27 protein-coding genes are annotated in these 26,436 nt (G+C 68.7%); 12 read left to right on the forward strand and 15 right to left on the reverse strand.

Annotation, left to right across the window (positions count from 1 at the left end; genetic code table 11):
• Positions 1-5: 5 nt before the first annotated feature.
• Positions 6-2,198 (forward strand): acyl-CoA dehydrogenase family protein, encoded by a 2,193-nt coding sequence (locus G6N31_RS19625; RefSeq protein WP_098000517.1) that lies wholly within the window; start codon positions 6-8, stop codon positions 2,196-2,198.
• Between the two features lie 37 nt (positions 2,199-2,235).
• Here G6N31_RS19625 and G6N31_RS19630 read toward each other — a convergent pair whose 3' ends face one another.
• From G6N31_RS19630 to G6N31_RS19645, 4 genes are all read right to left on the reverse strand, one after another.
• The gene (locus G6N31_RS19630) at positions 2,236-3,696 is read right to left on the reverse strand and encodes an aldehyde dehydrogenase family protein (RefSeq protein WP_098000647.1); all 1,461 of its coding nucleotides are present in this window, start codon (positions 3,694-3,696) and stop codon (positions 2,236-2,238) included.
• Positions 3,693-4,448, reverse strand: a complete 756-nt coding sequence (locus G6N31_RS19635; RefSeq protein ID WP_179964360.1) for a carboxymuconolactone decarboxylase family protein — start codon at positions 4,446-4,448, stop codon at positions 3,693-3,695. The genes G6N31_RS19630 and G6N31_RS19635 overlap by 4 nt, the downstream gene beginning before the upstream one ends.
• A 92-nt stretch (positions 4,449-4,540) precedes the next feature.
• Positions 4,541-5,344 carry a mycofactocin-coupled SDR family oxidoreductase gene (locus G6N31_RS19640; protein ID WP_098000513.1) on the reverse strand — a complete coding sequence of 268 codons (804 nt, stop codon included), beginning with the start codon at positions 5,342-5,344 and terminating at the stop codon, positions 4,541-4,543.
• Positions 5,341-6,171 carry a mycofactocin-coupled SDR family oxidoreductase gene (locus G6N31_RS19645; protein ID WP_098000511.1) on the reverse strand — a complete coding sequence of 277 codons (831 nt, stop codon included), beginning with the start codon at positions 6,169-6,171 and terminating at the stop codon, positions 5,341-5,343. Before G6N31_RS19645 ends, G6N31_RS19640 begins: the two co-directional genes overlap by 4 nt.
• A gap of 104 nt (positions 6,172-6,275) precedes the next feature.
• Here G6N31_RS19645 and G6N31_RS19650 point away from each other — a divergent pair, with 104 nt between their 5' ends.
• Together G6N31_RS19650 and G6N31_RS19655 are read left to right on the forward strand one after the other, a co-directional pair.
• The gene (locus G6N31_RS19650) at positions 6,276-6,887 is read left to right on the forward strand and encodes a TetR/AcrR family transcriptional regulator (RefSeq protein WP_098000509.1); all 612 of its coding nucleotides are present in this window, start codon (positions 6,276-6,278) and stop codon (positions 6,885-6,887) included.
• A gap of 79 nt (positions 6,888-6,966) precedes the next feature.
• Complete coding sequence (locus G6N31_RS19655) at positions 6,967-7,296, forward strand: hypothetical protein (protein WP_098000507.1); 330 nt, start codon at positions 6,967-6,969, stop codon at positions 7,294-7,296.
• Between the two features lie 7 nt (positions 7,297-7,303).
• On the opposite strand, the gene fadD2 is transcribed toward G6N31_RS19655, so the two are convergent.
• Positions 7,304-8,995, reverse strand: coding sequence for a long-chain-fatty-acid--CoA ligase FadD2 (gene fadD2 / locus G6N31_RS19660; RefSeq protein ID WP_098000505.1), 1,692 nt, complete (start codon positions 8,993-8,995; stop codon positions 7,304-7,306).
• Between the two features lie 72 nt (positions 8,996-9,067).
• Between fadD2 and G6N31_RS19665 the strand changes: the two genes are divergently transcribed.
• The 9 genes from G6N31_RS19665 (at position 9,068) to bluB (ending at position 17,738) form a co-directional block, all read left to right on the forward strand.
• Positions 9,068-10,306 carry a DNA polymerase domain-containing protein gene (locus tag G6N31_RS19665; RefSeq protein ID WP_098000503.1) on the forward strand — a complete coding sequence of 413 codons (1,239 nt, stop codon included), beginning with the start codon at positions 9,068-9,070 and terminating at the stop codon, positions 10,304-10,306.
• 150 nt (positions 10,307-10,456) lie between these two features.
• The gene (locus G6N31_RS19670) at positions 10,457-10,864 is read left to right on the forward strand and encodes an STAS domain-containing protein (RefSeq protein WP_098000645.1); all 408 of its coding nucleotides are present in this window, start codon (positions 10,457-10,459) and stop codon (positions 10,862-10,864) included.
• A 159-nt stretch (positions 10,865-11,023) separates the two neighbouring features.
• Positions 11,024-12,211, forward strand: a complete 1,188-nt coding sequence (locus G6N31_RS19675) for an acyl-CoA dehydrogenase family protein (RefSeq protein WP_098000501.1) — start codon at positions 11,024-11,026, stop codon at positions 12,209-12,211.
• On the forward strand, positions 12,174-13,367 hold the full coding sequence (locus tag G6N31_RS19680) for an acyl-CoA dehydrogenase family protein (protein WP_098000499.1): 1,194 nt from the start codon (positions 12,174-12,176) through the stop codon (positions 13,365-13,367). The genes G6N31_RS19675 and G6N31_RS19680 overlap by 38 nt, the downstream gene beginning before the upstream one ends.
• Before the next feature lie 10 nt (positions 13,368-13,377).
• A complete protein-coding gene (locus G6N31_RS19685; protein ID WP_163722272.1) occupies positions 13,378-13,617 on the forward strand; it encodes a hypothetical protein in 240 nt (79 codons plus the stop codon).
• Positions 13,618-13,626: 9 nt separating this feature from the next.
• Entirely contained in the window at positions 13,627-15,039 is a 1,413-nt protein-coding gene (locus G6N31_RS19690) for an NCS2 family permease (RefSeq protein WP_098000497.1), read from the forward strand.
• A 28-nt stretch (positions 15,040-15,067) separates the two neighbouring features.
• Positions 15,068-16,315: an amidohydrolase family protein gene (locus G6N31_RS19695; RefSeq protein ID WP_420089947.1), complete on the forward strand. Its 1,248-nt coding sequence runs from the start codon at positions 15,068-15,070 to the stop codon at positions 16,313-16,315.
• 32 nt (positions 16,316-16,347) lie between these two features.
• On the forward strand, positions 16,348-17,115 hold the full coding sequence (gene cobM / locus G6N31_RS19700; protein WP_098000495.1) for a precorrin-4 C(11)-methyltransferase: 768 nt from the start codon (positions 16,348-16,350) through the stop codon (positions 17,113-17,115).
• On the forward strand, positions 17,112-17,738 hold the full coding sequence (bluB, locus tag G6N31_RS19705; RefSeq protein ID WP_098000493.1) for a 5,6-dimethylbenzimidazole synthase: 627 nt from the start codon (positions 17,112-17,114) through the stop codon (positions 17,736-17,738). The genes cobM and bluB overlap by 4 nt, the downstream gene beginning before the upstream one ends.
• Positions 17,739-17,821: 83 nt before the next feature.
• Here the strand turns inward: bluB and G6N31_RS19710 are convergent, their stop codons facing one another.
• From G6N31_RS19710 to G6N31_RS19755, 10 genes are all read right to left on the reverse strand, one after another.
• Positions 17,822-18,622 (reverse strand): DNA-formamidopyrimidine glycosylase family protein, encoded by an 801-nt coding sequence (locus G6N31_RS19710; protein WP_098000491.1) that lies wholly within the window; start codon positions 18,620-18,622, stop codon positions 17,822-17,824.
• Between the two features lie 13 nt (positions 18,623-18,635).
• Positions 18,636-19,160 carry a bifunctional adenosylcobinamide kinase/adenosylcobinamide-phosphate guanylyltransferase gene (locus G6N31_RS19715; protein ID WP_098000489.1) on the reverse strand — a complete coding sequence of 175 codons (525 nt, stop codon included), beginning with the start codon at positions 19,158-19,160 and terminating at the stop codon, positions 18,636-18,638.
• The gene (locus G6N31_RS19720) at positions 19,157-19,894 is read right to left on the reverse strand and encodes a cobalt-precorrin-6A reductase (RefSeq protein ID WP_098000487.1); all 738 of its coding nucleotides are present in this window, start codon (positions 19,892-19,894) and stop codon (positions 19,157-19,159) included. Before G6N31_RS19720 ends, G6N31_RS19715 begins: the two co-directional genes overlap by 4 nt.
• Entirely contained in the window at positions 19,894-21,366 is a 1,473-nt protein-coding gene (locus G6N31_RS19725) for a cobyric acid synthase (protein WP_098000485.1), read from the reverse strand. Before G6N31_RS19725 ends, G6N31_RS19720 begins: the two co-directional genes overlap by 1 nt.
• Positions 21,366-22,130, reverse strand: coding sequence for a precorrin-6A synthase (deacetylating) (cobF, locus tag G6N31_RS19730; RefSeq protein WP_098000483.1), 765 nt, complete (start codon positions 22,128-22,130; stop codon positions 21,366-21,368). The genes G6N31_RS19725 and cobF overlap by 1 nt, the downstream gene beginning before the upstream one ends.
• A gap of 23 nt (positions 22,131-22,153) precedes the next feature.
• Positions 22,154-23,023 (reverse strand): LysR family transcriptional regulator ArgP, encoded by an 870-nt coding sequence (locus tag G6N31_RS19735; RefSeq protein WP_098000481.1) that lies wholly within the window; start codon positions 23,021-23,023, stop codon positions 22,154-22,156.
• A 10-nt stretch (positions 23,024-23,033) separates the two neighbouring features.
• Entirely contained in the window at positions 23,034-23,318 is a 285-nt protein-coding gene (gene catC / locus G6N31_RS19740; protein ID WP_098000479.1) for a muconolactone Delta-isomerase, read from the reverse strand.
• Positions 23,319-23,323: 5 nt separating this feature from the next.
• Positions 23,324-24,190 carry a catechol 1,2-dioxygenase gene (catA, locus tag G6N31_RS19745; protein WP_098000477.1) on the reverse strand — a complete coding sequence of 289 codons (867 nt, stop codon included), beginning with the start codon at positions 24,188-24,190 and terminating at the stop codon, positions 23,324-23,326.
• Between the two features lie 62 nt (positions 24,191-24,252).
• Positions 24,253-25,356, reverse strand: coding sequence for a mandelate racemase/muconate lactonizing enzyme family protein (locus G6N31_RS19750; RefSeq protein ID WP_098000475.1), 1,104 nt, complete (start codon positions 25,354-25,356; stop codon positions 24,253-24,255).
• Positions 25,353-26,270, reverse strand: a complete 918-nt coding sequence (locus G6N31_RS19755) for a LysR family transcriptional regulator (RefSeq protein ID WP_098000640.1) — start codon at positions 26,268-26,270, stop codon at positions 25,353-25,355. The genes G6N31_RS19750 and G6N31_RS19755 overlap by 4 nt, the downstream gene beginning before the upstream one ends.
• Positions 26,271-26,436 lie beyond the last annotated feature (166 nt).

Consider the following 26,436-nt stretch of genomic DNA (forward strand, 5'->3'; position numbering starts at 1 on the left):
CAGCAATGCCCATCGCAATTCTTGAAGAGCACAACGATCTCGCCGACTCGGTACGTGCGTTCGTCGCACGGGTGGCGCCGTCGGAAGTGCTGCACGACGCCCTCGAGAATCCCATCCCGAACCCGCCGCCGTACTGGAAGTCCGCCGCCGAGCAGGGACTGGCCGGCGTGCACCTGTCCGAGACGGTCGGCGGCCAGGGCTTCGGGATCCTCGAATCAGCCATCGTGGCGGCAGAATTCGGCTACGGCGCGGTTCCCGGTCCGTTCGTGCCGTCGATCATCGCCAGTGCGCTGATCTCCGCCCACGACGCCGAATCGGCACTGTTGAACGGCCTGGCGTCCGGTGAGGTGATCGCCGCCTACGGGATCGATTCCGGGCTGACCGCCACCCGCCACGGCGAGAAGCTGGTCATCCGCGGCGAGGTCCGGGCGGTGCCCGCCGCCGCGCAGGCGTCGCTGCTGGTGCTGCCGGTGGCGATCGAGTCGGGCGAGGAGTGGATCGTCTTCGACGCCGATCAGCTCGAGATCGAATCCGTGCCCAGCGTCGACCCGTTGCGCCCGGTCGCCCATGTCCGGGCCAACGCCGTCGAGGTCACCGACGAACGCGTGCTCAGCAACCTCACCCGGGACCTGGCCCGCGCGCTGATCACCACCCTGCTGTCGGCGGAGGCGATCGGTGTCGCGCGCTGGGCCACCGACACCGCGGCCGCCTACGCGAAGATCCGCGAGCAGTTCGGCCGGCCCATCGGCCAGTTCCAGGCCATCAAGCACAAGTGCGCGGGCATGATCGCCGAGACCGAGCGGGCGACCTCCGCGGTGTGGGACGCCGCGCGCGCCATCGACGAACACCTGGCCGACCGGGACGCCGACACCGCCTACGAGTTCGCCGCGGCGGTGGCCGCCACGCTCGCCCCGGTCGCCGCCCAGCACTGCGCCCAGGACTGCATCCAGGTTCACGGCGGTATCGGCTTCACCTGGGAGCACGACACCAACGTCTACTACCGGCGGGCCCTGGTGCTGGTCGCGTCGTTCGGCCGTGCGTCCGAGCACCCGCAACGGGTGGTGGAACTGGCCACCACCCGGGGCATGCGCGAGCTCAACATCGACCTCGACCCCGAGACCGAGAAGCTGCGCGACGAGATCCGCGCGGAAGTGGCCGCGCTGAAGGACATTCCGCGCGAACAGCGCAACGCCGCGATCGCCGAGGGCGGCTGGGTCCAACCTCACCTGCCGCCGCCGTGGGGCCGTGCGGCCAACCCGGTCGAGCAGATCATCATCGCCCAGGAGTTCACCACCGGCCGGGTCCGGCGGCCGCAGATGGGCATCGCGGCCTGGATCATCCCGTCCATCGTGGCGTTCGGCACCGACGAGCAGAAGGAACGTTTCCTGCCGCCGACCTTCCGCGGCGAGATGATCTGGTGCCAGCTGTTCTCCGAGCCGGGTGCCGGCTCGGACCTGGCCAGCCTGACGACCAAGGCCACCAAGGTCGACGGCGGCTGGCGGATCACCGGGCAGAAGATCTGGACCACCGGAGCGCAGTTCTCCCAGTGGGGCGCGCTGCTGGCCAGGACGGACCCGTCGGCGCCGAAACACAACGGCATCACCTACTTCCTGCTGGACATGGCCAGCGAAGGCGTGGAGGTCAAGCCGCTGCGGGAACTGACCGGCAACGCGATGTTCAACACCGTGTTCATCGACGACGTGTTCGTCCCCGACAGCATGGTGCTCGGCGACGTCGACCGCGGCTGGGAGGTCAGCCGCAACACGCTCACCAACGAACGCGTTTCGATCGGCAGCAGCGAACCGCCGTTCCTGCCCAGCCTGGACAAGTTCGTCGAGTTCGTCGGCGCAGGCCATTTCGACCAGGTCGCCCACCACCAGGCCGGCGTCCTGATCGCCGAGGGCCACGCGGCCAAGGTGCTCAACATGCGCTCGACGCTGCTGACCCTCGCCGGCGGCGACCCGATGCCCGCCGCCGCGATCTCCAAGCTGCTGTCCATGAAGACAGGGCAGGGCTACGCCGAGTTCGCGGTGTCGTCGTTCGGCACGGACGCGGTGGTCGGCGACCCCGAACAACCGACCGGGCGCTGGGCGGACTACCTCCTGGCGAGTAGGGCCACCACCATCTACGGCGGCACGTCGGAGGTACAGCTGAACATCATCGCCGAGCGTCTGCTCGGCCTGCCGCGCGACCCGTAGGCGTTTCTCGGCTGTGGAATCGGGCGCCGGATGTTGTTCAGCTCAACCCGATGCGGATGTTCTTGACCTGCTGGAACTCGCGCAGGCCTTCAAGACCACCGGTGCGGCCGAACCCGCTCTGTTTGTAGCCGCCGTAAGGGCCCTGTGGGGAGATCCGGCTGCCCTGGTTGATCCACACCGAGCCGGACTCTAGCTGCCGGGCCACCGTATGGGCTCGGTTCAGGTCGCGGGTATGTACGAACGCGTTGAGCCCGTAGCGCGTGTCGTTGGCGATGCGCACAGCCTCCGCGTCGTCACTGAACCGCATCACCGAGACGACGGGTCCGAACGTCTCGGTCTGCGCCAGCACCGAGCGGTTGTCGACGTCGCCGAGCACCGTGGGCTCAAGGTAATAGCCCTGGGCGAGTGCACCTTCGGCAATGCGGTGCCCACCCGCAAGCAATTTCCCGGCTCCCTGGTCGACGGCCCGGTCGACCGCTGCGAGAATACGTTCGAGGGCTGCACCGGAGATAACCGGCCCGAACGTGGTAGTCGGGTCGAGTGGATCGCCTATGCGCGCCGCACCGATGACGACGAGCAACCGTTCGATGAAGGCGTCGTAGATCGCATCGTGGACCAGGATCCGGCTGGCGCACGCGCAGCTCTGACCGGACTGCATCAGCGGACCCTGATGCGCCGACCGGGCCGCCGCGATGTCGAGATCGGCGTCGGCGAAGACGATGTTGGCCGACTTACCTCCGAGTTCGGTGACGACCGGGGTCAGATTCTCGGCCGCTGCCGTCAGGACGGCGCGGGCGGTATACCCACCCCCGGTGAAGTGGATCTTGCCGATATCCGGGTGCCGCACCAGCGCCTCTGCGCCGACGGCCGCGGCGGGCACGATATTCACCAGCCCTGGTGGTAGGCCTGCTTCGAGACAGAGCTCGCCGAGGCGCAGCGCGGCCAGCGGCGCCTCCTCGGACGGTTTGAACACCACGGCATTTCCTGCGGCCAGCGCCGGGGCAACACAGGACGCGGCGACCACCAGGGCACCGTTCCATGGGGCGATTACCCCCACGACCCCGTAGGGTTCGCGTTCGATCAAATTGAGGTCGGTGCTGCCGTCGATCGGGGTACTGGACCCGTGCGGCTTGTCGACATAACCGGCGAAGTGGCGGAGAAACTGTTCGACCATGACGGCGTTGCCGGCATACGAGATCGGTACCCCGTAGTCGTGGGTGTTGAGTTCGGCAAGCTCGTCGAGGTGTTCATGCACCACGTCGGCGAGGTCGATCAGCGCGTCGCGCCGTCGGTCCACACCCAGCGCAGCCCACTGGCGCTGAGCGGCCCGGGCGGTCGTGACAGCGAGATCGATTTCCTCGGGACCGGCCAACGCCACAGTCGCGTTGCGTTCGCCCGTGCCCGGGTAGATGTGTGAGTGCGGGTCAACTGATGTCGACGTGATCCGGTCCGGCCCGATGAGCAGTCCCGCGATCGAACTCCGCAGAATAGTCGTCATGAGGCGCCGGTCGCCTCGTCGGCCCATTCCTGAGCGACCCGTCGCTTCTGCTCAGCGACCACCTGGTTGAGATGTGAGCCTTTGGGCCAGCCGTAGTGAGCCGCGAAATGCAGGACTACCTCGTCCATTTCGTCGAACGAGACTTCCCGGCTCTTCAAGGCGGCGTAGACGTGGCTCACGATCGGGTAGGGGGCGTCTTGGAACGCGACACAGGCCACGGTGATCAGACGCCTCTCCTTCATGCCCAGTCCTGGCCGCAACCACATCTCGCCGAACACGAAGTTGAGGATCCCGGCACCTTGAAAAGGGTTGTCCCGCACTGGGGCGTACGGCAGGCAATTGATCACCCTGAAAGCTTCTTCGCCGACCGCCAGACGCGCTTCGGGATCGCTCGGTGTGCTCAAAGGCAACAGCGGTTCGGGCGGGGGGAGCGGCAGACCGCGGTCACGATGGATGTGTTCCCACTCCTCGTCGACGACCATGTTGAACCGTGACGCCTTGGGCCATCCGCCGTACACGGCGAAATGCAAAACGGTTTCCCGCATCTCGCCGATGCTGATATCGCCGCTGTTGAGCGCCGCATACACGTGGTCACGCAGCGGTCGCTCGGCGTCGGCGGCTGCTGCACAGGGCAGCGTGACGAACCGGCGCTCCCGGCGCGTCAGCCCGGGACGTCGCCACACCTCGGCGAACACGAAGTCCAACAGGTGCGTCGTCACCGGCGATTCATCCTGTGGAGCCGGCAGTGTCATGATGTCGGCGTAGGCGCGTCTCCCACGTTCAACCCTGTTGGAGGCAGCTTCGGTCACGTCAAGCTCCTTCCTCTTGCCTGGTTGTCTCACGATCAGCGGATCGTGACGCCGGCGTCGACCTTGAATTCCAGGCCGGTGACGTAGCGTGCCTCGTCAGACACCAGGAACAGCACGGCGTTACTGATGTCGACGGCCTCTGCCATCACGATCGGCAGTGCGTTCTGGAAGATCGGTGCCAGGTCGGCACGCCGGTCGTGCAGGAGCGCGTGCAACGACGCGGGTTGCATTCCGGTGGGCACACCTGTCGGGTGCACCGTGTTGACCCGGATGTTCACCGACGCAAGCTCGTTGGCCAGCGCCTTACTCATCCCGACGACACCGGCCTTGGATGCGGTGTATGGCGTGTGCAAGGGCGAGCCCTTGATTCCGGCAGACGAGCTGATGTTGACCAGACTGCCGCCGCGGTCGACGAGGTGCGGGATGGCCGCCCGGCAGGTGTTCCAGGTGCCGATCAGGTTGACGTCGACGACGGTGCGCCACTGCTCCGCCGTCGTGGTGTCCCACGTGCCCCCCGTCAGCACCCCGGCATTGGCCACCGACGCATCCAGGCCACCCAATTGGGCAGCACCGTCGTCGACCGCCGCTTTCAGCGCCTCCTCGTCACGCACGTCGACGATGTGCGCGACGACGCGCCGGCCCTTAGCTTCGACGAGGCCTACCGTCTCGGCGAGTTCTTCGGCTGTGGCGAGCGGGTATTCGATGCTCGGCAGAGACGTGCAGATGTCGACGAGAATGAGGTCAGCTCCCTCCTCTGCCAGGCGGACGGCGTGGCTGCGGCCCATACCGCGGGCGGCCCCGGTGACCAGGACCCGCTTGCCTTCAACGCGCCCGTTCATAGCTTGTTGCAGAAGCCGGCGTCGACCGGGAAGGTGACCCCGGTGACATACTTCCCCGCGTCCGAGACCAAATACGCGACAGCCTCGCTGACATCCTCCGGTTCGAGCAGCCCGATCGGCATCGGGTTCTGTAGATGCGGGCCGCCGTCGGGGTAGTTCTCCAGGAATGCCGTCATGGCCGGATTGACCGCCATCATCGTGTTGACGGCGGTCGGGTGCACGGTGTTAACGCGAATACTCTGGGGCGCAAGTGCGTTGGCGAGCGTGCGCATCAATCCGACGATCCCGTGCTTGGAGGCCGCGTAACCCAGTCCGCCGCCCTGCATGCCTCCGAAGCCCTTCAAACCGGCGGTTGAGCTGGTGAACACAATCGACCCGCCCCGCGCTCCGGCGATCAGATGCGGTATCGCGGCTTTGGCGGTGTGGAAGGATCCCACCAGATTCACATCGACCACATCGGTCCACATCTGCAGGTCTTCCTCAATGGTCAACTCCCGAAAAGCCATCGTGGCAATGCCGGCGTTGGCACACACGATGTCCAGGCGCCCGAAGCGCTCGACCCCGCTGTCGAGTACCGACTTGAGGGCGCCGAAGTCGCGGACGTCAGCCACCGACCCCACCATCCTGCCGCCCGCCGCTTCCACCAGCGCGATCGTCTCGTCGAGTTCATCGCGCGAGGACATCGGGTAGCCGTTGGACTCGATATCGGCGCAGATGTCCACGCCGATGATGTCCGCGCCGTCGGAAGCCAGCCGGACCGCATGGCTGCGTCCTTGCCCGCGAGCCACGCCGGTGATGAAGGCGACTTTGCCGTCCAGAGAACCCATTGCTCCTCGTTTCGTTGCAGACACCGGTCGGAGGTCCGTCGTGATTCGAGTAACCGAATTACTCACGATAAAGTAACCGGGTTACACACGGAAAGGCAAGGGCTATGACCGCAGGTGTTCCAGCGCGAAGCGACGGTGACCGACTACTCGATGCCGTCCTCGACATATTGGAGACCGAGGGCTATGAGGCAGTCCAGCTCCGTGAAGTCGCCCGCCGGGCGCGTAGCTCGCTCGCGACCATCTACAAGCGCTATGCGACCCGCGACGACTTGATCATCGCCGCGCTGGAGTACTGGATGCAGCAGCACCGCTACGCGGGAGTCACCGTCCGGACACGGGAGGCCGGGACGACGCTGCATCAGGGACTGATGGGGCTGCTACGCACGATCTTTGAACCATGGGAGCGGCACCCGCACATGCTCACGGCCTACTTCCGGGTGCGTTCGTCACCCAAGGGGAAGCAGCTGTTCCGGTTCGGGTTGGACATCGTCGCCCCTGCCGGTCTGAAGGTGCTGGCCGGCGTCGACGACGAATTCGTCGCGCATCTCGACTCCATCGTCTCCAGCTTGATCTACGGCTTGCTCGGCCGCTTCTGTGCCGGGGAGATCGCTGTCACCGACATCTTGCTCACTCTGGACCGGGCGGTGTACTGGCTGGCTCAAGGTTACGAATTCCAGGCTCTCAAGCAGTCCGGAACCATGACGTCCCAGTCGTAGGCGGCATCACCTGCGTGCGTCCGGCCGTGATTCGTGCCCGGAGGCGTTTCCCGGCCGCGACGTCGGGAACCCCCCGTCTATGACCAACGACCGTGACTTCGCCGAGAAACGGCTCGAGAAGGCGGGGGTGTTCCGCGCAGCGGCCACCTATGTGGGTGCCGTCGTCGCGGTGGCCGCTGTGGTGTTCGTGTTCTTCCTGGTCGCCGCGCGCGACTCGGAGTTCGTCGCGTGGCTGGTGCCGGGGGTCTTCCTGGCCGGCGGCATCGGCGCGTTCGTCAAGACCTACCGGGAATGGAAGGCCGAGCGCGGCTGGGCAGCCTGGCAGGGCGCCGGATGGTTCCTGCTGCTTCTCGTGCTGGTGACTCTCGCCGTGCCCGGCATGGTGATGATGGCCGGCGCGGTGGAGTAGGCGCGAGTTACTCCACGTCCATGTCGCGCAGCTCGCGCTTGAGGATCTTGCCCGTGGGGTTGCGCGGCAGCTCGTCGAGGAAGACGACCTCGCGCGGCACCTTGTAGCGGGCCAGGTTCTCGCGGACGTAGACCTTGATGTCCTCCTCGGTGATGCTCGCGCCCTCGACCTTCACCACGAACGCCCGCAGCCGGGCGCCCCACTCCTTGTCCTCGACACCCAGCGCGGTGGCCTCGACCACCTCGGGATGGCCGCCGATGAGGTCCTCGACCTCTGCTGGGAACACGTTCTCGCCACCGGAGACGATCATCTCGTCGTCGCGGCCGCTGACATAGAGCAGGTCGTTGTCGTCGAAGTACCCGACGTCACCGGAGGACATCAGCCCGTCGATGATCTGCTTGTGTCCACCGCCGGTGTAACCCTCGAACGGGAAGAAGTTGCCGACGAAGATGCGACCCACCTCGCCGCGCGGCAGCTCGTTGCCGTTGTCGTCGAGGATCTTGACCTTCATGCCCTTGACCACCGGCCCGACGGTGGCCGGGTTGATCGAAAGGTGTTGCGGCCCAGCGATCGCGGCATAGGCGACCTCGGTCGACCCGTACAGGTTGTAGACCACCGGCCCGAGGTCCTTCAGTGCCCTGGTGGCCAGCTCGGCGCCCAGCTGTGAGCCCGACACGAACACGATCCGCAGCGACGACAGATCCGGCTTCGGGCTGGTCTTGTCGAGCTCGTCGAGCATGCGCGAGAGCATCACCGGCACCACCACGATCGCGGTGACCTTGTGCTTCTCGATGTCGGCCAGCACGTTGGCCGGCTTGAACCGGCGCCGCAGCACCAGGGTGCTGCCCAGCATCATCGCGATGGTCGCGTGCAGGAAGCCCAGCGCGTGGAACATCGGCGCCGGCAGCGAGGTGACTTCCTTGGCCTTGAACGGCACCGACGACAGGATGCCGCCGATCGGCGCCAGCGACGGCGGGGCACTGCGGTTGGCGCCTTTCGGGGTGCCGGTGGTGCCGCTGGTCAGGATGATGATCGACGAGTGCTTGGTGGCCTTGGGCGGCGGTGCGGCGTTGGTGCGGGCGATCAGTTCCTCGAGGGTCTCGTCGGTGCTGCCCGACGGCTCGTCTTTATCCGGGTTCACGCCGAGGGCGCGCAGCCGCCCGAGTTCGGGCTCGGCCTGTGACACCGCCTTGGTGTACTCGTCGTCATAGATGATCAGCTTGCCGCCCTCGCGCTCGTTGACCTCTTTGATCTGCGGCCCGGAGAACTCGCTGTTGAGAAGGATGATGCGCGCGCCGACCCGCGCGGCCCCGTAGAGCGCGACCAGGAACCACCGGTGGTTGCGTGCCAGAATCGCCACCCCGTCGCCGCCTTTGACCCCTTTGGCCAGCAGCCCGTTGGCGACCGCGTTGGCCGCGTCGTTGAGTTCGCCGAAGGTCATCTCGCCGTCCTCGTCGATCACGGCGGTGCGGTGCGGGTGACGACGCGCGTTGAGCGCCGGGATCATCCCGATCTCGCCCCAGCGCCGGATGTCGGCCAGCAGCGCGGCCATGTCCTGCGGCGCCTCCAGTTTGAGGGCGCCTGCCTCGAACATCTTGCGGGCGTAGTGCAGCTCGGCGGAACCGCGCTCGACGTACTTACCTACCGACTGCTGAAGTTTGGCCGCAGTCTGCAATGAGAGATCAGCGAGCTTTGACATGCGACAACTCTAGGTGACAACGGGGACCGCCATTCCCGGAACCGGTGACTGACGCCGCCTACGATCGAGGGCATGGCCGCGGCGCAGCATTTCGACGTCGGCGGCATCGCCGTGCCGATCACCCACCCGGAGAAGGTGGTGTTCGGCGACCTCGGCGTCACCAAGCTGGATCTGATGCGCTACTACACCGCGGTCGCCGACGGCGCCGTGCGCGGGGTGGCCGACCGGCCGATGATCCTGAAACGGTTCGTCAAGGGCATCGACGTCGAGGCGGTGTTCCAGAAGCGCGCGCCCCAGAAGCGACCGGACTTCGTCGACGTCGCCGAGCTGAAGTACGCCTCGGGGACGTCGGCCGCGGAAGCCGTGTTGCACAACGCCGCCGGTCTGGTGTGGGCGGTGAACCTGGGCTGCGTCGACCTCAACCCGCACCCGGTGCGCGCCGACGACCTCGAGCATCCCGACGAACTGCGCGTCGACCTGGACCCGATGCCGGGCGTGGGGTGGCGCCAGATCCTCGACGTGGCGTTCGTGGCCAGAGAGGTGCTGGAGGACCACGGGCTGGTGGCCTGGCCGAAGACGTCGGGGTCGCGGGGCTTCCACATCTACGCGCGGATCCACCGGCGCTGGCCGTTCAAGGCCGTCCGGCTCGCCGCGCAGACCATCGCCCGCGAGGTCGAGCGGCGGGCTCCCGAATCGGCGACCGCGCGATGGTGGAAGGAGGAGCGCCACGGGGTATTCGTCGACTTCAACCAGAACGCGAAGGACCGCACGGTGGCCTCGGCGTACTCGGTGCGCGCCACCCCGGACGCCCGGGTCTCCACGCCGCTGCTGTGGTCGGAGGTCGCCGATTGCCGTCCCGAACGGTTCACCATCGCGACGGTGCCGCAGCGCCTCGAATCACAGGGCGACCCGTGGGAGGGCATGGACGACCACCCCGGGTCGCTGGACTCGTTGCTCGAACTGGCCGAGCGGCTCGGGCCGGCGGAGAAGGCGCCCGCGGGCGCGCGGCGCTCCGCCAACGGGCGACGGCAGTCGTCGATGCCGTTGATCGAGATCGCCCGCACCAAGACCAAGGACGAGGCGATGTCGGCGCTGCGGCAGTGGCAGGACAAGTATCCGGCGGCCTCCGAAAAGTTGGCGCCCGCAGACATTCTCGTCGACGGCATGCGCGGGCCCAGTTCGATCTGGTACCGGATCCGGATCAACCTGCAGCACGTCCCGGAGGACACCCGGCCCCCGCAGGAAGAACTTCTGGCCGACTACAGCCCCTGGGAGAACTACACCGGGGCCCAGCAGGCGCCCCGCGACTGAAGTTACCGACGAGTTTGCTACCCGGCGCCCGTTCTCAGTTCTTACCGAAGTATTAGTCGTTACTCCCCGCAACCTTAAATTGCCTCACTACCTTGACTCTTGTATCGCCCGAAGGTGGGCCACGTCAGTACGGGAATCGAGGAGGTCGCGATGTACGGCAATCCGACGTTCGACTGTGGTGGTGCCGATATCCACGCGCACTGCCGCCAGCTCGCCTGCGTGGTGCGCATCAGTGGTCGACTCGACGGGTCCAACCTCGACCGGGCCACCGCCTACACCCGGCGGTTCATCCTCGCCGAGAAACCGTTCGTCCTCGATCTCAGTGACGTGAGTTCGTTTGCCGACGAGGCTGTCTCGCTGTTGTTCGTCGTCGACGACGTGTGCGCTGCCGCCGGCGTGCAGTGGTCCCTGGTGGCCAGCCGCCCCGTCGAGCAGGCGCTGCGCGACCAGGGCATCGAGTTCGACTCGGCCGGCTCGGTTCCCGAGGCGCTCAACGACTTCGCCGATGCGATGGTCGCCCGCCGCCAACTGCTTCCCCTGCTCACCAAGACCGCGTAAGGATCATCGTGCTACTTGACGTTCGTTGGCTCCGTTACCTGCTTCATCGCCGCCAGAGGTCACACGCCGAGCGCCTCGCGCTCCCGGCCGCCTGAGCCGTCCGCTCCCGACCGACGAGTTGGCCGACAGTCGGTGCACGCGCTGAATTAGTGTGCAGCTATGGGCACTGATGCCGACCGGGTCACCGACGCCGCACGGCGGGTGATCGCAGAGCACGACCCGAAGACCGTCCCCGTCACGCAGTTCCTCGGCGCCTGTTACGACGCCGGCCTGTCGTGGGTGCATTTTCCCGAAGGCTTCGGCGGTCTGGGGGTCTCCCGCGGACTGCAGGGAATCGCCGACCGCATCCTGCAGGGCGCCGGCGGGCCGGTCCCGCTCGGTCTGAACCCGATGGGCTACGGCATGGCGGCGCCGACGGTGCGGGAACACGCCCAGACCGATGACGTGCGTCGTCAGCTGCTACGGCCGCTGGCCACCACCGAAGACATCTGGTGTCAGCTGTTCTCCGAGCCCGGCGCCGGCTCCGATCTGGCCGGTCTGGCCACCTCCGCGGTCCTCGACGGAGACGAGTGGATCGTCAACGGCCAGAAGGTGTGGACCAGCCTGGCGCACCGGGCCCGATGGGGCCTGCTGCTGGCGCGCACCGATCCCGACAAGCCCAAGCACAAGGGGCTGACCTACTTCGTCATCGACATGCACGGCGCGGGGGTCCAGACCCGACCGCTACGGCAGCTGACCGGGCATGCGGAGTTCAACGAGGTCTACATGACCGACGCGCGGATCCCGGACGCGTTCCGGCTGGGCGCGGTCGGCGACGGCTGGCGCGTCGCGATGACCACGCTGATGAACGAACGCAGCGCGCTCGGCGGCAGCGGCAGCCGACGCGGCGCGGGCACCATCTCCGACGCGGTCGCGTTGTGGGCCTCCCGGCCCGATCTGCACACCCCGGTGTTGCGGGATCGGCTGACGTCGCTGTGGCTGCGCTCCGAGGCGCAACGCCTGACCGCCGAGCGGTCCCGGGCGGCGGCGACCACCACCGGCGGACCAGGCCCCGAGGCTTCCGTCGGCAAGCTCGTCGGCGCCGAACTCAACCAGCACATCTACGAGTTCTGTATGGACCTGCTCGGCCCCGAGGGGATCCTCTACGACGGCTACGGCATGGGCGAGGGTGATCCCGAGGACTACCGCGGGCCCATTCAGCAGCGGTTCCTGCGCAGCCGCGCCAACACCATCGAGGGCGGTACCTCGGAGGTGATTCGCAACATCCTCGCCGAGCGCGTGCTCGGACTGCCTGCCGATCTGCGCGCGGATGCGGGGATGGCGTGGAAGGAGGTGCCGCGTGGCTGAGCGCGAGTACGTATTCACCGAGGAGCAGGGCGCGCTGCGCGCGGCGGTGCGCAAGTTCTGCACCGACCATGTCGACGAGGCCGCGGTGCGCGCGGCCATGGAATCCGACCCGCCGTTCGACCGAAAGGTGTGGCAGCGGCTCGGCGCGGAGCTGGGCGTGCTGGGGCTCTCGGTGCCCGAGGCGGCCGGCGGAGTCGGCGGAACGCTGATCGACCAGGCCGTCGCGGTCGAGGAACTCGGTGCGGCACTGGCCTGCGGACCGCTGTTCGGCACCGTCTATCTGGCCGTTCCGGCGTTGGTGGCGGCGTCCCGGACCAGCCCGCTGCTCGACGCGCTGGTCGACGGAAGCCGCACCGCCGCGTTCGCGGTGCCCGACGACGTCGCCGCGTTCGACCCCGCGGCGGTCAGCGTCGACGCCGCGCGTGACGGCCAGTCCTGGAGCCTGACCGGCACCGTCGAGCGAATCGTCGACGCGACCGCGGCCGACGTGCTGCTGGTCGCCGCCACCACCGCCGACGGTCCCGGCCTGTTCGCCGTGCACACCGATGCGCCTGAGGTGCAACGTATTCCGCTCGGCACCCTGGATCTGACGCGGCCGCAGGCCACCATCTCGCTGAACGGCGCATCAGCAGAACTGATCGCCGGCCCCGAGGAGGCCGAGCGGGTGATCACCCACGCGCTGCAGGTCGGCGCGGCACTGCTGGCCGTCGAACAGGTCGGTGCGGCCCAGCATCTGCTCGACCTGACCACCGACTACGCGAGGACCCGGCTGCAGTTCGGTCGTCCCATCGGCTCCTTCCAGGCCGTCAAGCACCGGTTGGCCGACGATCTGGTGGCCGTCGAGCACGCCAGATCGACGGCCTACCACGCGGTGTGGGCGCTGACCGACGTATCCGACGATCCGGCGCTGGCGGTCAGCATCGCGCAGGCCACGTGCTCGGCGGCCTTCGTTCGAGTTGCGAGCGACACCATCCAGGTCCACGGTGGGATCGGGTTCACCTGGGAACACCAGGCGCACCTGTACTACAAGCGCGCCTACACCGACGCCGCTCTGCTGGGCAGCGCCGAGCAGCACCGTGCACGGATCGCCGAGCTCGTGCTCGACGCCGCGCCGGAGAAGGACGCACCCCGCGTCGCCACCGGGATGCCGAGCTGAAAGGGAAGACGTGGCCCGATCAACACAGCGCGCTCTGCGCTACCTGGCCGCCGCCGCACTGGTCGCGGCGCCACTGACGGCGGTGTCCGGAACCGCGGCGACGAGCACGCTGGCGCAGTGCCCCCCGGGCCAGACCGGCGTGATCTACGGCTGTTCCCCGTTCTGTGTGGCGGGTAAGGCGCTCGACACGCAGACCGGGCTGTGCATGCCGATCGCGGCGCCGCCTCCGCCACCCGCGCCCCGGCTCTAGGCCCCGCCGATGAACTTCGTGGACCGATTCTTCGAGATCTCGGCCCGCCAATCCACCGTGGGCACCGAGATCCGCGGCGGCGTCGTCACCTTCATCGCGATGGCCTACATCATCGTGCTGAACCCGATCATCCTGTCCGGTTCGACGGACGTCACCGGGGGCCGGCTGGACTTCGCACAGGTGTCGGCGACCACCGCGCTGGCCGCCGGGGTGATGACCATCCTGTTCGGGTTCATCGCCCGGCTGCCGTTCGCGTTCGCCGCGGGCCTGGGTATCAACTCGTTTCTGGCCACCACCGTCGTCGGGTCACTGACCTGGGCCGAGGCCATGGGCCTGGTGATCATCAACGGCCTGATCATCGTGTTGCTGGCCGTCACCGGTCTGCGCCGGCTGGTCTTCGATGCGGTCCCGATGCAGCTCAAGCTCGCGATCACCGCCGGTATCGGGCTGTTCATCCTGTTCATCGGGCTGGTCGACGCCGGGTTCATCAGTTCCACCGGGGTCCCGTCGCCGCCGGTCGGCCTCGGCGGTGAGGGCGCCGGATCGATCGACTCGGTTCCCACGCTGGTGTTCGTCGGCACGCTGCTGCTCACCGGGATCCTGGTGGTGCGCAAGGTGCGCGGCGGCATCCTGATCGGGCTGGCGATCGGCACCGTCGCCGCCGTCGTCATCGAAGCGGTCTGGCATCTGGGCTCGGCGCAGGACAATCCCGGCGGCTGGAGTCTGTCGGTGCCCGCACTGTCGGGGTCACCGTTCGCACTGCCGGATCTGTCGTTGGTCGGCGCGTTCAGTCTCGACAGCTTCGGCCGCATCGGCATCGTCGCCGCGGTCATGCTGATCTTCACGCTGGTGTTCGCCAACTTCTTCGACGCGATGGGCACCATGACCGGGCTGTCGCGCGAGGCCGGCCTCTCCGACGCGAAGGGCACCTTCCCCCGGTTGCGGTCGGCGCTGATCGTCGAGGGTGCCGGCGCGGTCGTCGGCGGCGCCACGTCGTCGTCGTCCAACACGGTGTTCATCGAGTCCGGGGCCGGCATCGAGGAGGGTGCCCGCACCGGGCTGGCCAACCTGGTCACCGGCGCACTGTTCCTGGCCGCGATGTTCGTCTCGCCGCTGGCGTCGATCGTGCCCACCGAGGTCGCGGCCGCCGCGCTGGTGGTCGTCGGCGCGCTGATGGCCTCGCAGTTGCGCCACATCGAACTGACGGAGTTCTCCATCGCGCTGCCGGTGGTGCTGACGGTGACGGTGATGCCGTTCAGCTACTCGATCGCCAACGGCATCGGGGTCGGCTTCATCGCGTGGGTGGTGATGCGCACCGCGGCCGGCAAGGTGCGGGAGGTCAGCCCGCTGCTGTGGGTGGTCGCCGCCGGCTTCGCGCTGTACTTCGCCCGCACCCCGCTGGAGTCCGTGCTGGGCGTGTAGACGCAACCCATACCGTTGGCGTTACAGTATGACCATGGACATGGCCACCGACCAATTCCGCGATGCGCCGATCTTCGACGCCGACCAGCACATGTACGAGACGGCCGACGCACTGGTCAAGTTCCTGCCCGAGCGCTACGCGCGGGCGGTGCAGTACGCCCAGTTCGGCCGGCACACCCGGATCGTCATCAACAACCGGGTATCGGACTTCATCCCGAACCCGACCTTCGAACGCGTCGCCGCGCCCGGGGCCCACGAGAAGTTCTTCGCCGGCGAGAACACCGAGGGCCTGACGCTGCGCGAGATGCAGGGCCCGGCGATCGAGGCGCCCGCGGCGACCCGTAACCCGGCCGACCGCGTCGCCGAACTGGACCGCCAGGGGGTGCGCGAAGCGCTGAACTACCCGACCCTGGCCAGCCTGATCGAACACGCCACCGCCGATGACCCCGAACTGACACTGGCGGTGATCCACGCGCTCAACCAGTGGATGCTCGAGCACTGGAGCTTCGACTACCAGGGCCGGGTGTTCTCCACGCCGATCCTCAACCTCTCCGAGGTCGACGCCGCGCGGCGCGAGCTCGAGTACATCCTCGCCCACGGCGCCCGGGTCGCGCTGATCAAGCCGGGCCCGGTCAACGGTCTGCGCGGCTGGCGGTCGCCCGCGCTGGCGGAGTTCGATCCGTTCTGGCGCGACGTCGAGGCCGCGGGCCTGCCGATCGTGCTGCACGCCAGCTACCCGCCGCTGGACGACTACGTCAGCAAGTGGGAGCCGCCGCACACCCAGAACTTCATGGCGCAGAGCGCCTTTCGCTGGATGGTGCTCGGGCACCGCGAGATCGCCGACATGATCACCAGCTTGATCTGCCACGGCACGCTCACCCGATTCCCGAAGCTGCGCATCGCGTCGGTGGAGAACGGCAGCTCGTGGATCTTCCCGCTGTTCCACGACTTCGAGGAGCTGGCCAAGAAGATGCCGCAGAACTTCCCCGAGGACCCGCTCGACGTCTTCCGCCGCAACATCTGGGTCAGTCCGTTCTGGGAGGGCTGCGTCTCCGACGTGGTCAACACCGTCGGCTGGGACAAGGTGCTGTTCGGGTCGGACTATCCGCATCCTGAAGGCCTGGCCGAGCCGAAGGGCTACTGGCGCTACGCCGAGGGCATGGATGTGCGCCGCACCTACGACTTCATGGGTGACAACGCGCGCCGGTTCATGGGGCTGCCGATCGCCAACCCGGACCCGGCGGCCACGGAGCCGCCCGCGTTGACCACCGCCTGAGGATCCGCCGCGGCCGCCTAGACTGCCGTTCGATGACAGAGCACCCGGTGCACTTCGTCGGCGCGGGACCCGGCGCCGCGGACCTGCTCACCGTGCGCGCCACCGCCCTGCTTGCCGGGGCCGACGTGGTGCTCTACCCCGGGACCTACCTCGACGCCGAGGTGCTGGCGCACTGCTCCCCGACTGCCGAACTGGTGGACACCGAACACCTCAACCTGGACCAGATCGTGGATCGGTTGGTGACCGCGCAGCGCGCCGGCCGCCGGGTGGTGCGGTTGGTCTCCGGGGATCCGTCGCTGTATTCGGCGGTGTCCGAGCAGACCCGGCGCCTGGACCGCGTCGGCGTGCCATGGCGGGTGACGCCCGGGGTGCCCGCCTACGCGGCCGCCGCGGCCACGGTCGGCCGCGAGCTGACCGTGCCGTTGGTCGCTCAGTCGGTGGTGCTGACCCGCACCCAGCAGCGATCCACTGCGATGCCGGAGACGGAGTCGCTCACCGCGTTCGCCGCCACCCGCGCGACGCTGGTGCTGCACCTGGCCATCACCCGGATCCGCGAGTTGATGTCCGAGATCGAACCGGAGTACGGGCCGGACTGTCCGGTCGTCGTGGTCTACCGGGCCTCGCAGCCCCGGGAGGTGATCCTGCGCGGCACCGTCGCCGGTATCGCCGACGCGGTCGAGTCGGCGGGTCTGCGGCAGGCCGCGGTCATCCTGGTGGGCCGCGCGCTGGCGGGACGCCCGGACCCGGAGGCCGGCGAGAGCTACCTCTACGACCCGACGCGCGAGCGCAGACAACCGTGACCGACGGGTTCTACGACGTCGTCAACCGCCGCCGGGACACCCGTCGCGAGTTCACCGGTGCCCCGGTGCCCGACGATGTGCTCGAACGGGTGCTGCTGGCCGCGCACGCCGCCCCGTCGGTCGGTATGTCGCAACCGTGGGATTTCGTGCTGGTACGCGCGCCGCAGACGTTGCGCGCGTTCCGCGATCATGTGGCCGCCGAGCGCGAGAGGTTCGCTGCCGAGCTGACCGGGGAGCGTGCGGAGACGTTCGCCCGCATCAAGGTCGAGGGCATCTGCGAGTCCGGGCTGGGCATCGTCGTCGGCTACGACCCGACCCGCGGCGGCCCGCAGGTGCTCGGCCGCCACGCGATCCCCGATGCCGGCCTGTACTCCGTGGTGTGCGCGATCCAGAACCTGTGGCTGGCGGCGACCGCGGAAGGGCTCGGGGTGGGCTGGGTGTCGTTTTACCGCAAGGACTTCCTGCGCACACTGGTCGGGATGCCCGAGCAGGTGCGCCCGGTCGCGTGGCTGTGCGTCGGCGCGGTCACCGACCTGCCCGACGTGCCCGATCTCGAGCGGTTCGGCTGGCGGGCGCGCTCGTCTCTCGAGACGGTGCTGCACACCGAACGCTACGGGGGCTGAGCTCCTCGCCGAGCGTGCGCTGGTGGCGGAAGATCGCGAAAAGTACCGCCCTGGAGGCACTCTCGGCGTCAAACGAGCGACGTTCACGGTGCCGGGCCGGGCTGGCAGGTGGGGCACCACCACGTCCGCCGCCGCTCCGGATCGTTGGCCACCTCGGCGACGACGCGCACCCGGGTGCCGCAGCGCAGGCACGACCGTCCCGCTCGTCCGGCCACCCAGTGGGTCTCGCCCTTCCGACGGTTGCCGGTGGTCACCTGCATCGCGCCGGGCACCGTCGCCGAGTGCCGCAACGCCCGGGCGCCGAGCTGCAGCAGCGCGCGGGCGTCCACCTCACCGACCGGCGTCCACGGGCTGTGTCCCCGCAGGAAGCACAGTTCGTTGGCCCACAAATTGCCGAAACCCGCGACGCAGCGCTGATCGAGCAGCGCGGCGGCCAGCGGCCGCGCCGGGTCGGCGGTCAACCGGCGCACGGCCTCGTCGAGATCCCAGTCGGCGCGCAGCGGGTCCGGACCGAGATGCCCGACGACGCGGGACTCGTCGGCGGTGCGCAGCAGTTCCACCACCGGCAACCGGACCCCGTAGGCCGCCGGACCGTCGGTGCGCAGCACCACCCGAACGTCGGGCATCACGGTGCGCGGCAGCCGGCGTCCGGCAAGCGAGATGGTCCACGACCCGGACATCCGGAGATGGGTGTGCAGCGTCAGATCGCCCGACAACCGGGTCAGCAGGTGCTTGCCGTGGGTCACGTGCTCGCCGACGGTGCGCCCGGTGAGGTCATCGGTGGCATGCTGCGGTACCCGTAACCGCCCACGGGTCAGGACCCGACCGGACAGCGCGCCGTCGAGCCGACGGGCCAGCGCGTAGACCGAGTCTCCCTCCGGCACAGTGCTTGTTCCGTCAGAGTCGCAGGACCCGGCCGGCGATCACCAGGTGCACCTCGTCGCAGACCGCGGCGACCCGCTGATTGACCGAGCCGAGCAGATCCCGGAACAGCATCCCGGACCGGTGCGACGGCACCACCCCGAGCCCGACTTCGTTGGTGACCACCACCGCGTCACCGACGGTCGTCAGCGCGTCGCACAGCGCCGACACCTGCCCGTCGACGACGTGCTGCACCTCGCGGGCGTCGGCTTCCCACAAGGCGTTCTCGTCGAGCAGCGCGGTCAGCCAAGTGCCCAGGCAGTCGACCAGCGCGGCGCCGCGCACCTCGCGCAGTGCAGCCGCGACATCGGCGGTCTCGACGGTCTGCCAGTGCGCGGGCCGGCGGGTCCGGTGGTGGGCGACGCGGGCGTCCCAGTCCGGGTCGCTGCCGTCGGCGGGGCGCCCAGGAGCCAGATAGGTGACCCGGTCGGCGGTGCCCAGCAGGTGCTCGGCGTGGCGGGACTTACCGGAGCGCACGCCGCCGGTGACCAGGATCCTCACCCCGCCATCGTAGGAAGCGCGCGCACCCAGGCGCGGGCCTCCTCGATGTCGTGCACCGTCGGGACCCCGGCCGGGCGGTCAGGACGGCGCACCACGACGACGGGCACGCCCAGGTGGTCGGCGGCGGCCATCTTCGGCCAGGTGTGCTCGCCGCCGGAATCCTTGGTGACGAGCACGTCGGTGCCGTGCTCGCGCATGATGCCCAGCTCACCCGGCAATTCGTAGGGTCCGCGGCTGGTGATCAGGCGCCACGCGCCGGGCAGCTCGACGTCGGGGGCCTGCACCACCCGCGCCAGCACCGCATGCTCGCGCAGATCGGTGACGAAGCGGGCGATCTCCTGGCGCCCGACGGTCAGGAACGGACGACGGCCCAGGCCCGCTGCGGTGGCCGCGGCCTGCTCGTGGGTGTCCACCCAGTGCCACGAGTCGCGGCTGCGTGCGGCCCAGCCGGGCCGTTCCAGGCGCAGCAGCGGCGTGTTCCCGGCCGCCGCGGCCGCATGTTCCGAGATGTTCTTCGCGAACGGGTGGGTGGCGTCGACGACGGCGTCATAGTCGCGCAGCACCGCGCGCAGTCCGTCGACGCCCCCGAACCCGCCGATGCGAACCTCACCGGCCGGCAGTCGGGGGTCGGTGACGCGGCCGGCCAGCGAACTGGTGACCTCGACGCCGTCGGCGAGCAGCAACTCGGCCAGCGCGCGCGCTTCGGCGGTACCGCCCAACAACAGCACCCACATCACGGAGCTCCCGGCGGGAGGAACGGAAGGTCCTGCGGCGGACCGTTTCCCGCGATGTCGAGCAGCGCGTCGACGTCGACGTGGGCCTCGACGAGGTCACCGAGCAGATCGAGGCGGGCTTCGCGGGCCGCCGGGAACGACACCCCGGACGGGGCCAGGCCGAGCGTCTCGGCCAGGAACCGGGACCGCAGGGCGTCGCCCTCGAGCGCGCCGTGCCACATGGTCCCGAAAACCGCGCCCGACCGGACCCCGCCGAGGAAGTCCGCACCGTCGCCGCGGGCGATGCGGCCGTGATGGATCTCGTAGCCCGTCGCCGCGGCACCGCTCCAGCATCCGTGCGGCAGGCGCAGTGTTTTCTCCGCCGCGAAGTCCGTCTCGACGTCGAGCAGACCGAGGCCGTCGAACTCGGTGGGGCGGCCCTCGACGCCGTGCGGATCGCGGATCACCCGGCCCAGCATCTGGTATCCGCCGCAGATGCCCAGGACCGGCTTGCCCGCTGCGGCGTGGTCGCGCAGCGCACGGTCCAGTCCGCGGGAGCGTAGCCAGGCCAGGTCTGCGATGGTGGACCGCGTGCCCGGCAGCACCACCAGGTCGGCGTCGGACAATGCGTTCGGGTGGGAGGCGAACACGACGTCGAGGTCAGGTTCCAGACCGAGGGCGTCGACGTCGGTGAAATTGCTGATCCGTGGCAGCCGAACCACCGCGACCCGCCGCGCGCCCGACGCGTCGGCTCGGCGGCCCGCGAGTTCGAGCGCGTCCTCGGAATCCAGCCAGATGTCCGGTCGCCACGGCACGGTACCGAAAACCGTTCGGCCCGTGGCGCGCTCCAGATCACGCAGCCCGGGGTCGAGCAGCGCCTGGTCACCACGGAACTTGTTCACCACGAAGCCCGCGATCAGCGCCTGATCCTGCGGGCACAGCAACGCGACCGTGCCGAAGAACGCGGCGAACACGCCGCCTCGATCGATGTCACCGACGACGACCGTCGGCAGCCCGGCGTGCCGGGCCAGCCCGAGATTGACGTAATCCCCCGCACGAAGGTTGATTTCGGTGGGACTGCCCGCACCTTCGGCGACGACGACGTCGTAGCGGGCGGCCAGGTCGTCATAGGCGGCGTGCGCCGCACCGGCCAGCGCCCGCCGGCCCTCGAGCCAGTCCGACGAGTCGACGTGTCCCCACGGGCGGCCCATCAACACGACGTGGCTGCGCCGGTCGCTGCCGGGCTTGAGCAGCACCGGATTCATCGCCGGCTCCGGGGTGGCGCGGGCGGCCATCGCCTGCACCCACTGCGCCCGGCCGATCTCGGCGGTGCGCCCAGACGGATCGGCGCAGACCATCGAGTTGTTGGACATGTTCTGCGCCTTGAACGGCGCGACCTTCACCCCCCGCCGGGCCAGTGCGCGGCACAGACCGGTGGTGACGACACTCTTGCCCGCATCGCTGGTGGTGCCGGCGATCAACAGCCCCGCCATCAGGTCCGCCTGACCAGGAAGAGGTCCATCACCCAACCGTCGCGGGCTTCGGCGGCGGTGCGGGCCTCACCGATCGCCGGCCGCACCGCATCGAGTCGCCCGGTCAGCAACCGCTCGCCGGGTGCGCCGAGGTTCGCGCCCCACCAGATCGTCCAGTCCTCGAGACCGGTGAAGTCCAGACGGTGCGGGGGCGGGTTGAGCATTGCGACGATGTTGTCCAGCCCGGCGGTGACCGCCTCCTGCAGCCGACGCCCGGTCGTCACGTGCACCGGGCGGCCGACCTCGTGCAGCACGATGCGGTGGCGGGCCGCCAGCAGCTGGGGTGCGCTGATCCCCGGCAGCACGTCGAAGTCCAGGTCGACGCCGAGGTCTCGCACCCTCTCGACGACACGGATGGTCGAGTCGTAGAGCGAAGGGTCGCCCCACACCAGGAAGGCGGCGGTACCGCCACGCTGCCGCAGCACCTCCGCGTAACGGGCTGCGCGTGCATCGTGCCAGTCGGCCACGGCACCTTCGTATCCACCGGCGGACAACCCCTCGGAGCGATCGCGCGGCGGATCCGGCACCACCACCAGTTCGGCCGGGCCGCCGGGACCGGGGTGCTGACGCAGAATCTCCTGACGCAGCGCGAGCAGACGGTCGTCGTCGGATTTCTCCGCGGCCAGCACGTAGTCGACGGTCCGCAGCGCCTCGGCGACCTCACCGGTGACGTGATGGGGACCCATACCGACACCGAGGATCCGCACCCTGACCGACGAGCTCATGGCTGCGATTCTCCCCGTCGCCGTCACCGACCGCGCCGCAGCCCCTCCGCTGCGGCGGTGACAGCGTCGGAGACTCGGCTCACCGTCGAACTGTCGAGCTTCCAGCACTGCCAGTACAGCGGCACGTCGAGGTGGGAATCGACCACCGGCCGAAACGTGTCGTCGATCAGCTGCTCGGGGTACATCCCCCAGCCCAGTCCGGCGTGGACCGCCGCGCCGAACCCTTCCGCGGTGGGGACGTAATGCACCGGCCGACGGATCGAACGGCGAAACAGCTTGCGTAACAGCTGGTCCTGGAGCGCATCATCGCGATTCCACGCCAGTGACGGCGCTGCCGAGGCGGTTTCGGCAGAGAAGCCCTCGGTCATCCACCGGTCGAGGTATCCGGCGCTGGCCACCGGCCGGTAGCGCATCACCCCGAGCCGACGGACGCGGCAGCCGGCGACCGGGGTCTGTTCGGTGGTGACCGCACCCATCACCGTCCCCTCGCGCAGCAATCGAGCTGAGTGGTCCTGGTCCTCGATGCGCACGTCGAACAACACATCGGGCATTCGCTCGAAGACGCCGGTGAACCAGGTGGCCATCGAATCGGCGTTGACTGCCAGCGCGATTCGCGCGACATCGGCCGAGCCGCCGCGCACCTCGGCGAGCGCCTCGGCCTGCAGCAGCGCGGTCTGGTCCGCCAGCCGAAGCAGCGGCGCCCCGGCTGCGGTTGCGACACAGGGCTTGTCACGCAGGACCAGCACCTGGCCGACCCGCTGCTCCAACGCCTTGATCCGTTGGCTCACGGCCGACGGGGTGACATGCAGGTGGTCAGCAGCAGCGTCGAAGCTGCCGAATTCGACCACCGCGGCCAATGCGGCGAGCTGCCCGGCGTCGAGGTGATCGAGCACATCGGAGAGTCTAGTGCGCCGCGATGTCCGACGGGTGCGTCGCCAACGGTGTCACGTGGATCTTCATGTGCGGAAACAGCGGTAGTCCGGACAGCAGCGTGTGCAGCTCGTCGGTGGACTCGACGTCGAAAACCGAGAAGTTGGCGTACTCGCCCACGATCCGCCAGATGTGCGGCCACTTTCCCGCACGCTGCAGTTCCTGGCTGTACTTCTTCTCCCGCGCCACGAGCTCGTCGCGCTGCCGCGGGTCGAGCTCGGGCGGGATCGCGACGTCCATGCGTACGTGGAAATACATGTCGCTCAGTTCTTCTCGGGGTCCAGCACGAAGCTGTAGGCAACCGACTGGGAGCCGTCGGGATGCACCTGAGGCTCGAGCACCAGCTCGGGCTTGACCGCGCTGGCGATGTCGTCCTGGTTGTGCGGGTCCCCCGGGAAGTACAGCTGCGCGGTGAGCAGTTCGTGCCCCGGCGCGGACACCTTGACGTGCAGGTGTGCCGGGCGCCACGCGTGCCAACCTGCCGCGGCGATCAACTTGCCGCACGCGCCGTCGGTGGGGATCTGGTAGGGCGCCGGCCGGATCGTGGTGATCTGGAAGGCGCCGTCGGGACCCGCGCTGAAGGTGCCGCGCAGATTCCATTCCGGCAGGTTGGGGGCGAACTGCGAGTAGAAGCCGTCGGCGTCGGCGTGCCACAACTCGACCTTGCCCGCCAGGGGCGTGCCGTCGGTGGAGGTGATGGTGCCGTTCCATACCAACGGTGTGCCCTGCTCCCCGTCACGCATCGGGATGGTTCCGCGCGCGCCGCGCTCCGGGGAGTTCGGCACGTAGTAGGGGCCTTCGATCGTGCCCTTGTTGCCCTCGCGATGGTCGGTGGCGACCTCCTCGATCACATGCTCGACCCAGACGTCGAGGAACAGCGGCCATTCCCCGTCCTCACCGACGCTGATCAGCCACGCTTTGAGCGCGTTGTACTCGTCGTAGGTCACGCGGTGCCGGCGGACGGTGTCGTGCACTGCCGAGAGCACCTCGCGCGCGAGATCGCTCACCCGCTCGGGCGGGGTGCCCGCGACCGCGTCGTAGGGTGACTTGTCAGTGTGGAAGCGGGCGGTGGCCGATGCGCCGGACGCCGCGGCCGACGCAGCGTCCATCGGGGTCTCCAAGGTGGTCATGGTTTTCTCTCTTCTGGATAGGTGATGTGGCGGTCCCGGGAGCGGTTGTCGCCCGGGTAGATTCAGTTGTCGGTGCGGTAGCGTGCGAGTTTGTCGGCGTCGATCTCGACGCCGAGCCCCGGGCCGGGAGGTACCTGCAGCTCGCCGTCCCGGATGGACAGCGGGACGGTCAACAGGTCGTCGGACATGTCGAGGAAGTTGGACAGCTCCCCGGCCCGCCGGCAGGTCGACTCGTACGCCGCGCCGAAGGACACGGAGCAGGCGGTGCCGAGTTGGCCGTCGATCTGATTGCCCATGACGACTTCTACGCCGAGGCCTTCGGCGAGGTGGTGCACCCGCCGCGACCCGGTGAATCCGGTGCGGGCGGTCTTGATGCTGATCGCGGTGGCCGACCCACCAAGCACTTCTCGCGTCACCTCGGCGGGAGTGGTCACCGACTCGTCGGCGATGAAGGGTACGTCGAGTTGCGAAACGAGCCACCGCCGGCCGAGCACGTCGTCGGCCGGGCACAGCTCCTCGGCGAACAACAGGTCCAGGTCGCCCATTTCGCGCATGGCCCGCGCCGACTCGGCGGCCGACCACCCGCGGTTGCCGTCGACATACAGGTCGACGGTGTGACCGAACCGTTCGCGCAGGGCGCGCACCACCGCGGTGTCCAGGCGGGCCGGGCGGCGTCCGACTTTGACCTTGAACGTCCGGATGCCGAACTCGTCGATCATGCGCTCGGCTTCGACCACCATGCGTTCGGGGGTGTCGAACCCCAGCATGTGGCTGACGCGCATGCGGTCGGTGTAGCCGCCCAACAGCGCGGTCACCGACAGACCGAGGCTGCGCCCGAGCGCATCCCAGATCGCCATGTCCACAGCGGCTTTGGCCGCCGGGTTGCCGACCGTCCGGGACAGCCGCGCAGTCACGACCTCACGTTCGGTCAGTGTCAGCCCGATCAGCTGCGGAGCGAAGACCGTACGGATCACCGCGAGAATGCCGTCCTGGGTCTCGCCATAGGTGTAGGGCCGCGGCGGGGCCTCCGCGACACCGACGACGCCTTCGTCGGTGTGCACCCGAACCAGCACGTGGTCGGCGACATACACCTCGCCCGAAGCGAACTTCAGCGGCTTCGTGTACGGGATGGAAAACGGGATCGCTTCGACGGCAATGATCTTCATGGCCGTTCCTCGCTGGTGGTCACGAACTCGGAGTGCGGTGCCAAGGCGGTGGCCAGCACCTGCACGACGGTGTCGACAACGGGGTTGTCCGTGTCGCGCCGCCAGGCCAGTGCCAGCTCGATCGAACCGCCGTCCACCAGGTCGCGAAACACGACGCCGCCCAGCGGCAATGCGCGCGCCGAGGCCGGCAACACCGCCACCCCCACGCCGGCGGCCACCAACGCCAGCAGCACGGCGGTGTTGGGCGCGGTGTGTTCGCGATGCGGTACGAAACCGACGCGACGGGAGGCGCGCAGCACCGCCTGGTTGACCGCGGAGCCTGGGTCGGCGTATCCGACGAAGGCTTCGCTGCGCAGGTCGGCCAGCGACACGACCGGTTCGATCGAGAGCCGGTGGTCGGCGGAGACGGCCACAACGAGCGGTTCGTCGTCGATCGCGTGCACTGCGATGTCGTCGCCCACCGCTGGTGGACGCAGCACACCGATGTCGAGGGCGTTGACCCGCAAGGCGTCGCACTGCTGTGGGGTCAGCAGGTCCGACGAGATGTCGAGCGCGACGGCGGGCAGCTCCTGGTTGAGAATGCGCGCGATGCGCGGCAGATGCGAGAACGCGGCCGTGCCGGTCACGCCCAGCCGGACGAGGCCGCTGCGGCCCGCGGCAATACGCCGCACCCCGTGCTGCGCGTCCTCGACGGCGTCGAGGATCCGCACCGCCTCCGCACGGAGGAACTCACCGGCCGGCGTGAGCGACACCTGCCGGGTGGTGCGAGTCAGCAGCCCCGCGTCCAGCTCGCTCTCCAGCTGACGGATCGCGTAGGACAGGGCGGGCTGCGCGATGTGCAGTCGTTCGGCGGCCTGTCCGAAGTGGCAGGTGTCAGCGACCGCGACAAAGTAGCGCAGGTGGCGCAGCTCCATGTGATCCTCCCAGGTCCCGGCCTCCATGTGACGGCCGACACGCTCGACGGTAGACCGCCGATAGATAGATCACAAAGACCTATAGAGGCCCTATTGATCGATGGCTCTTTTCAATAACTTCCTAGTTCAGGACTAGGTATATGCCTAGTGTGACGGCGAACACGGC

It is taken from the genome of Mycolicibacterium duvalii, from assembly GCF_010726645.1.
GTDB classification, from domain to species: domain Bacteria; phylum Actinomycetota; class Actinomycetes; order Mycobacteriales; family Mycobacteriaceae; genus Mycobacterium; species Mycobacterium duvalii.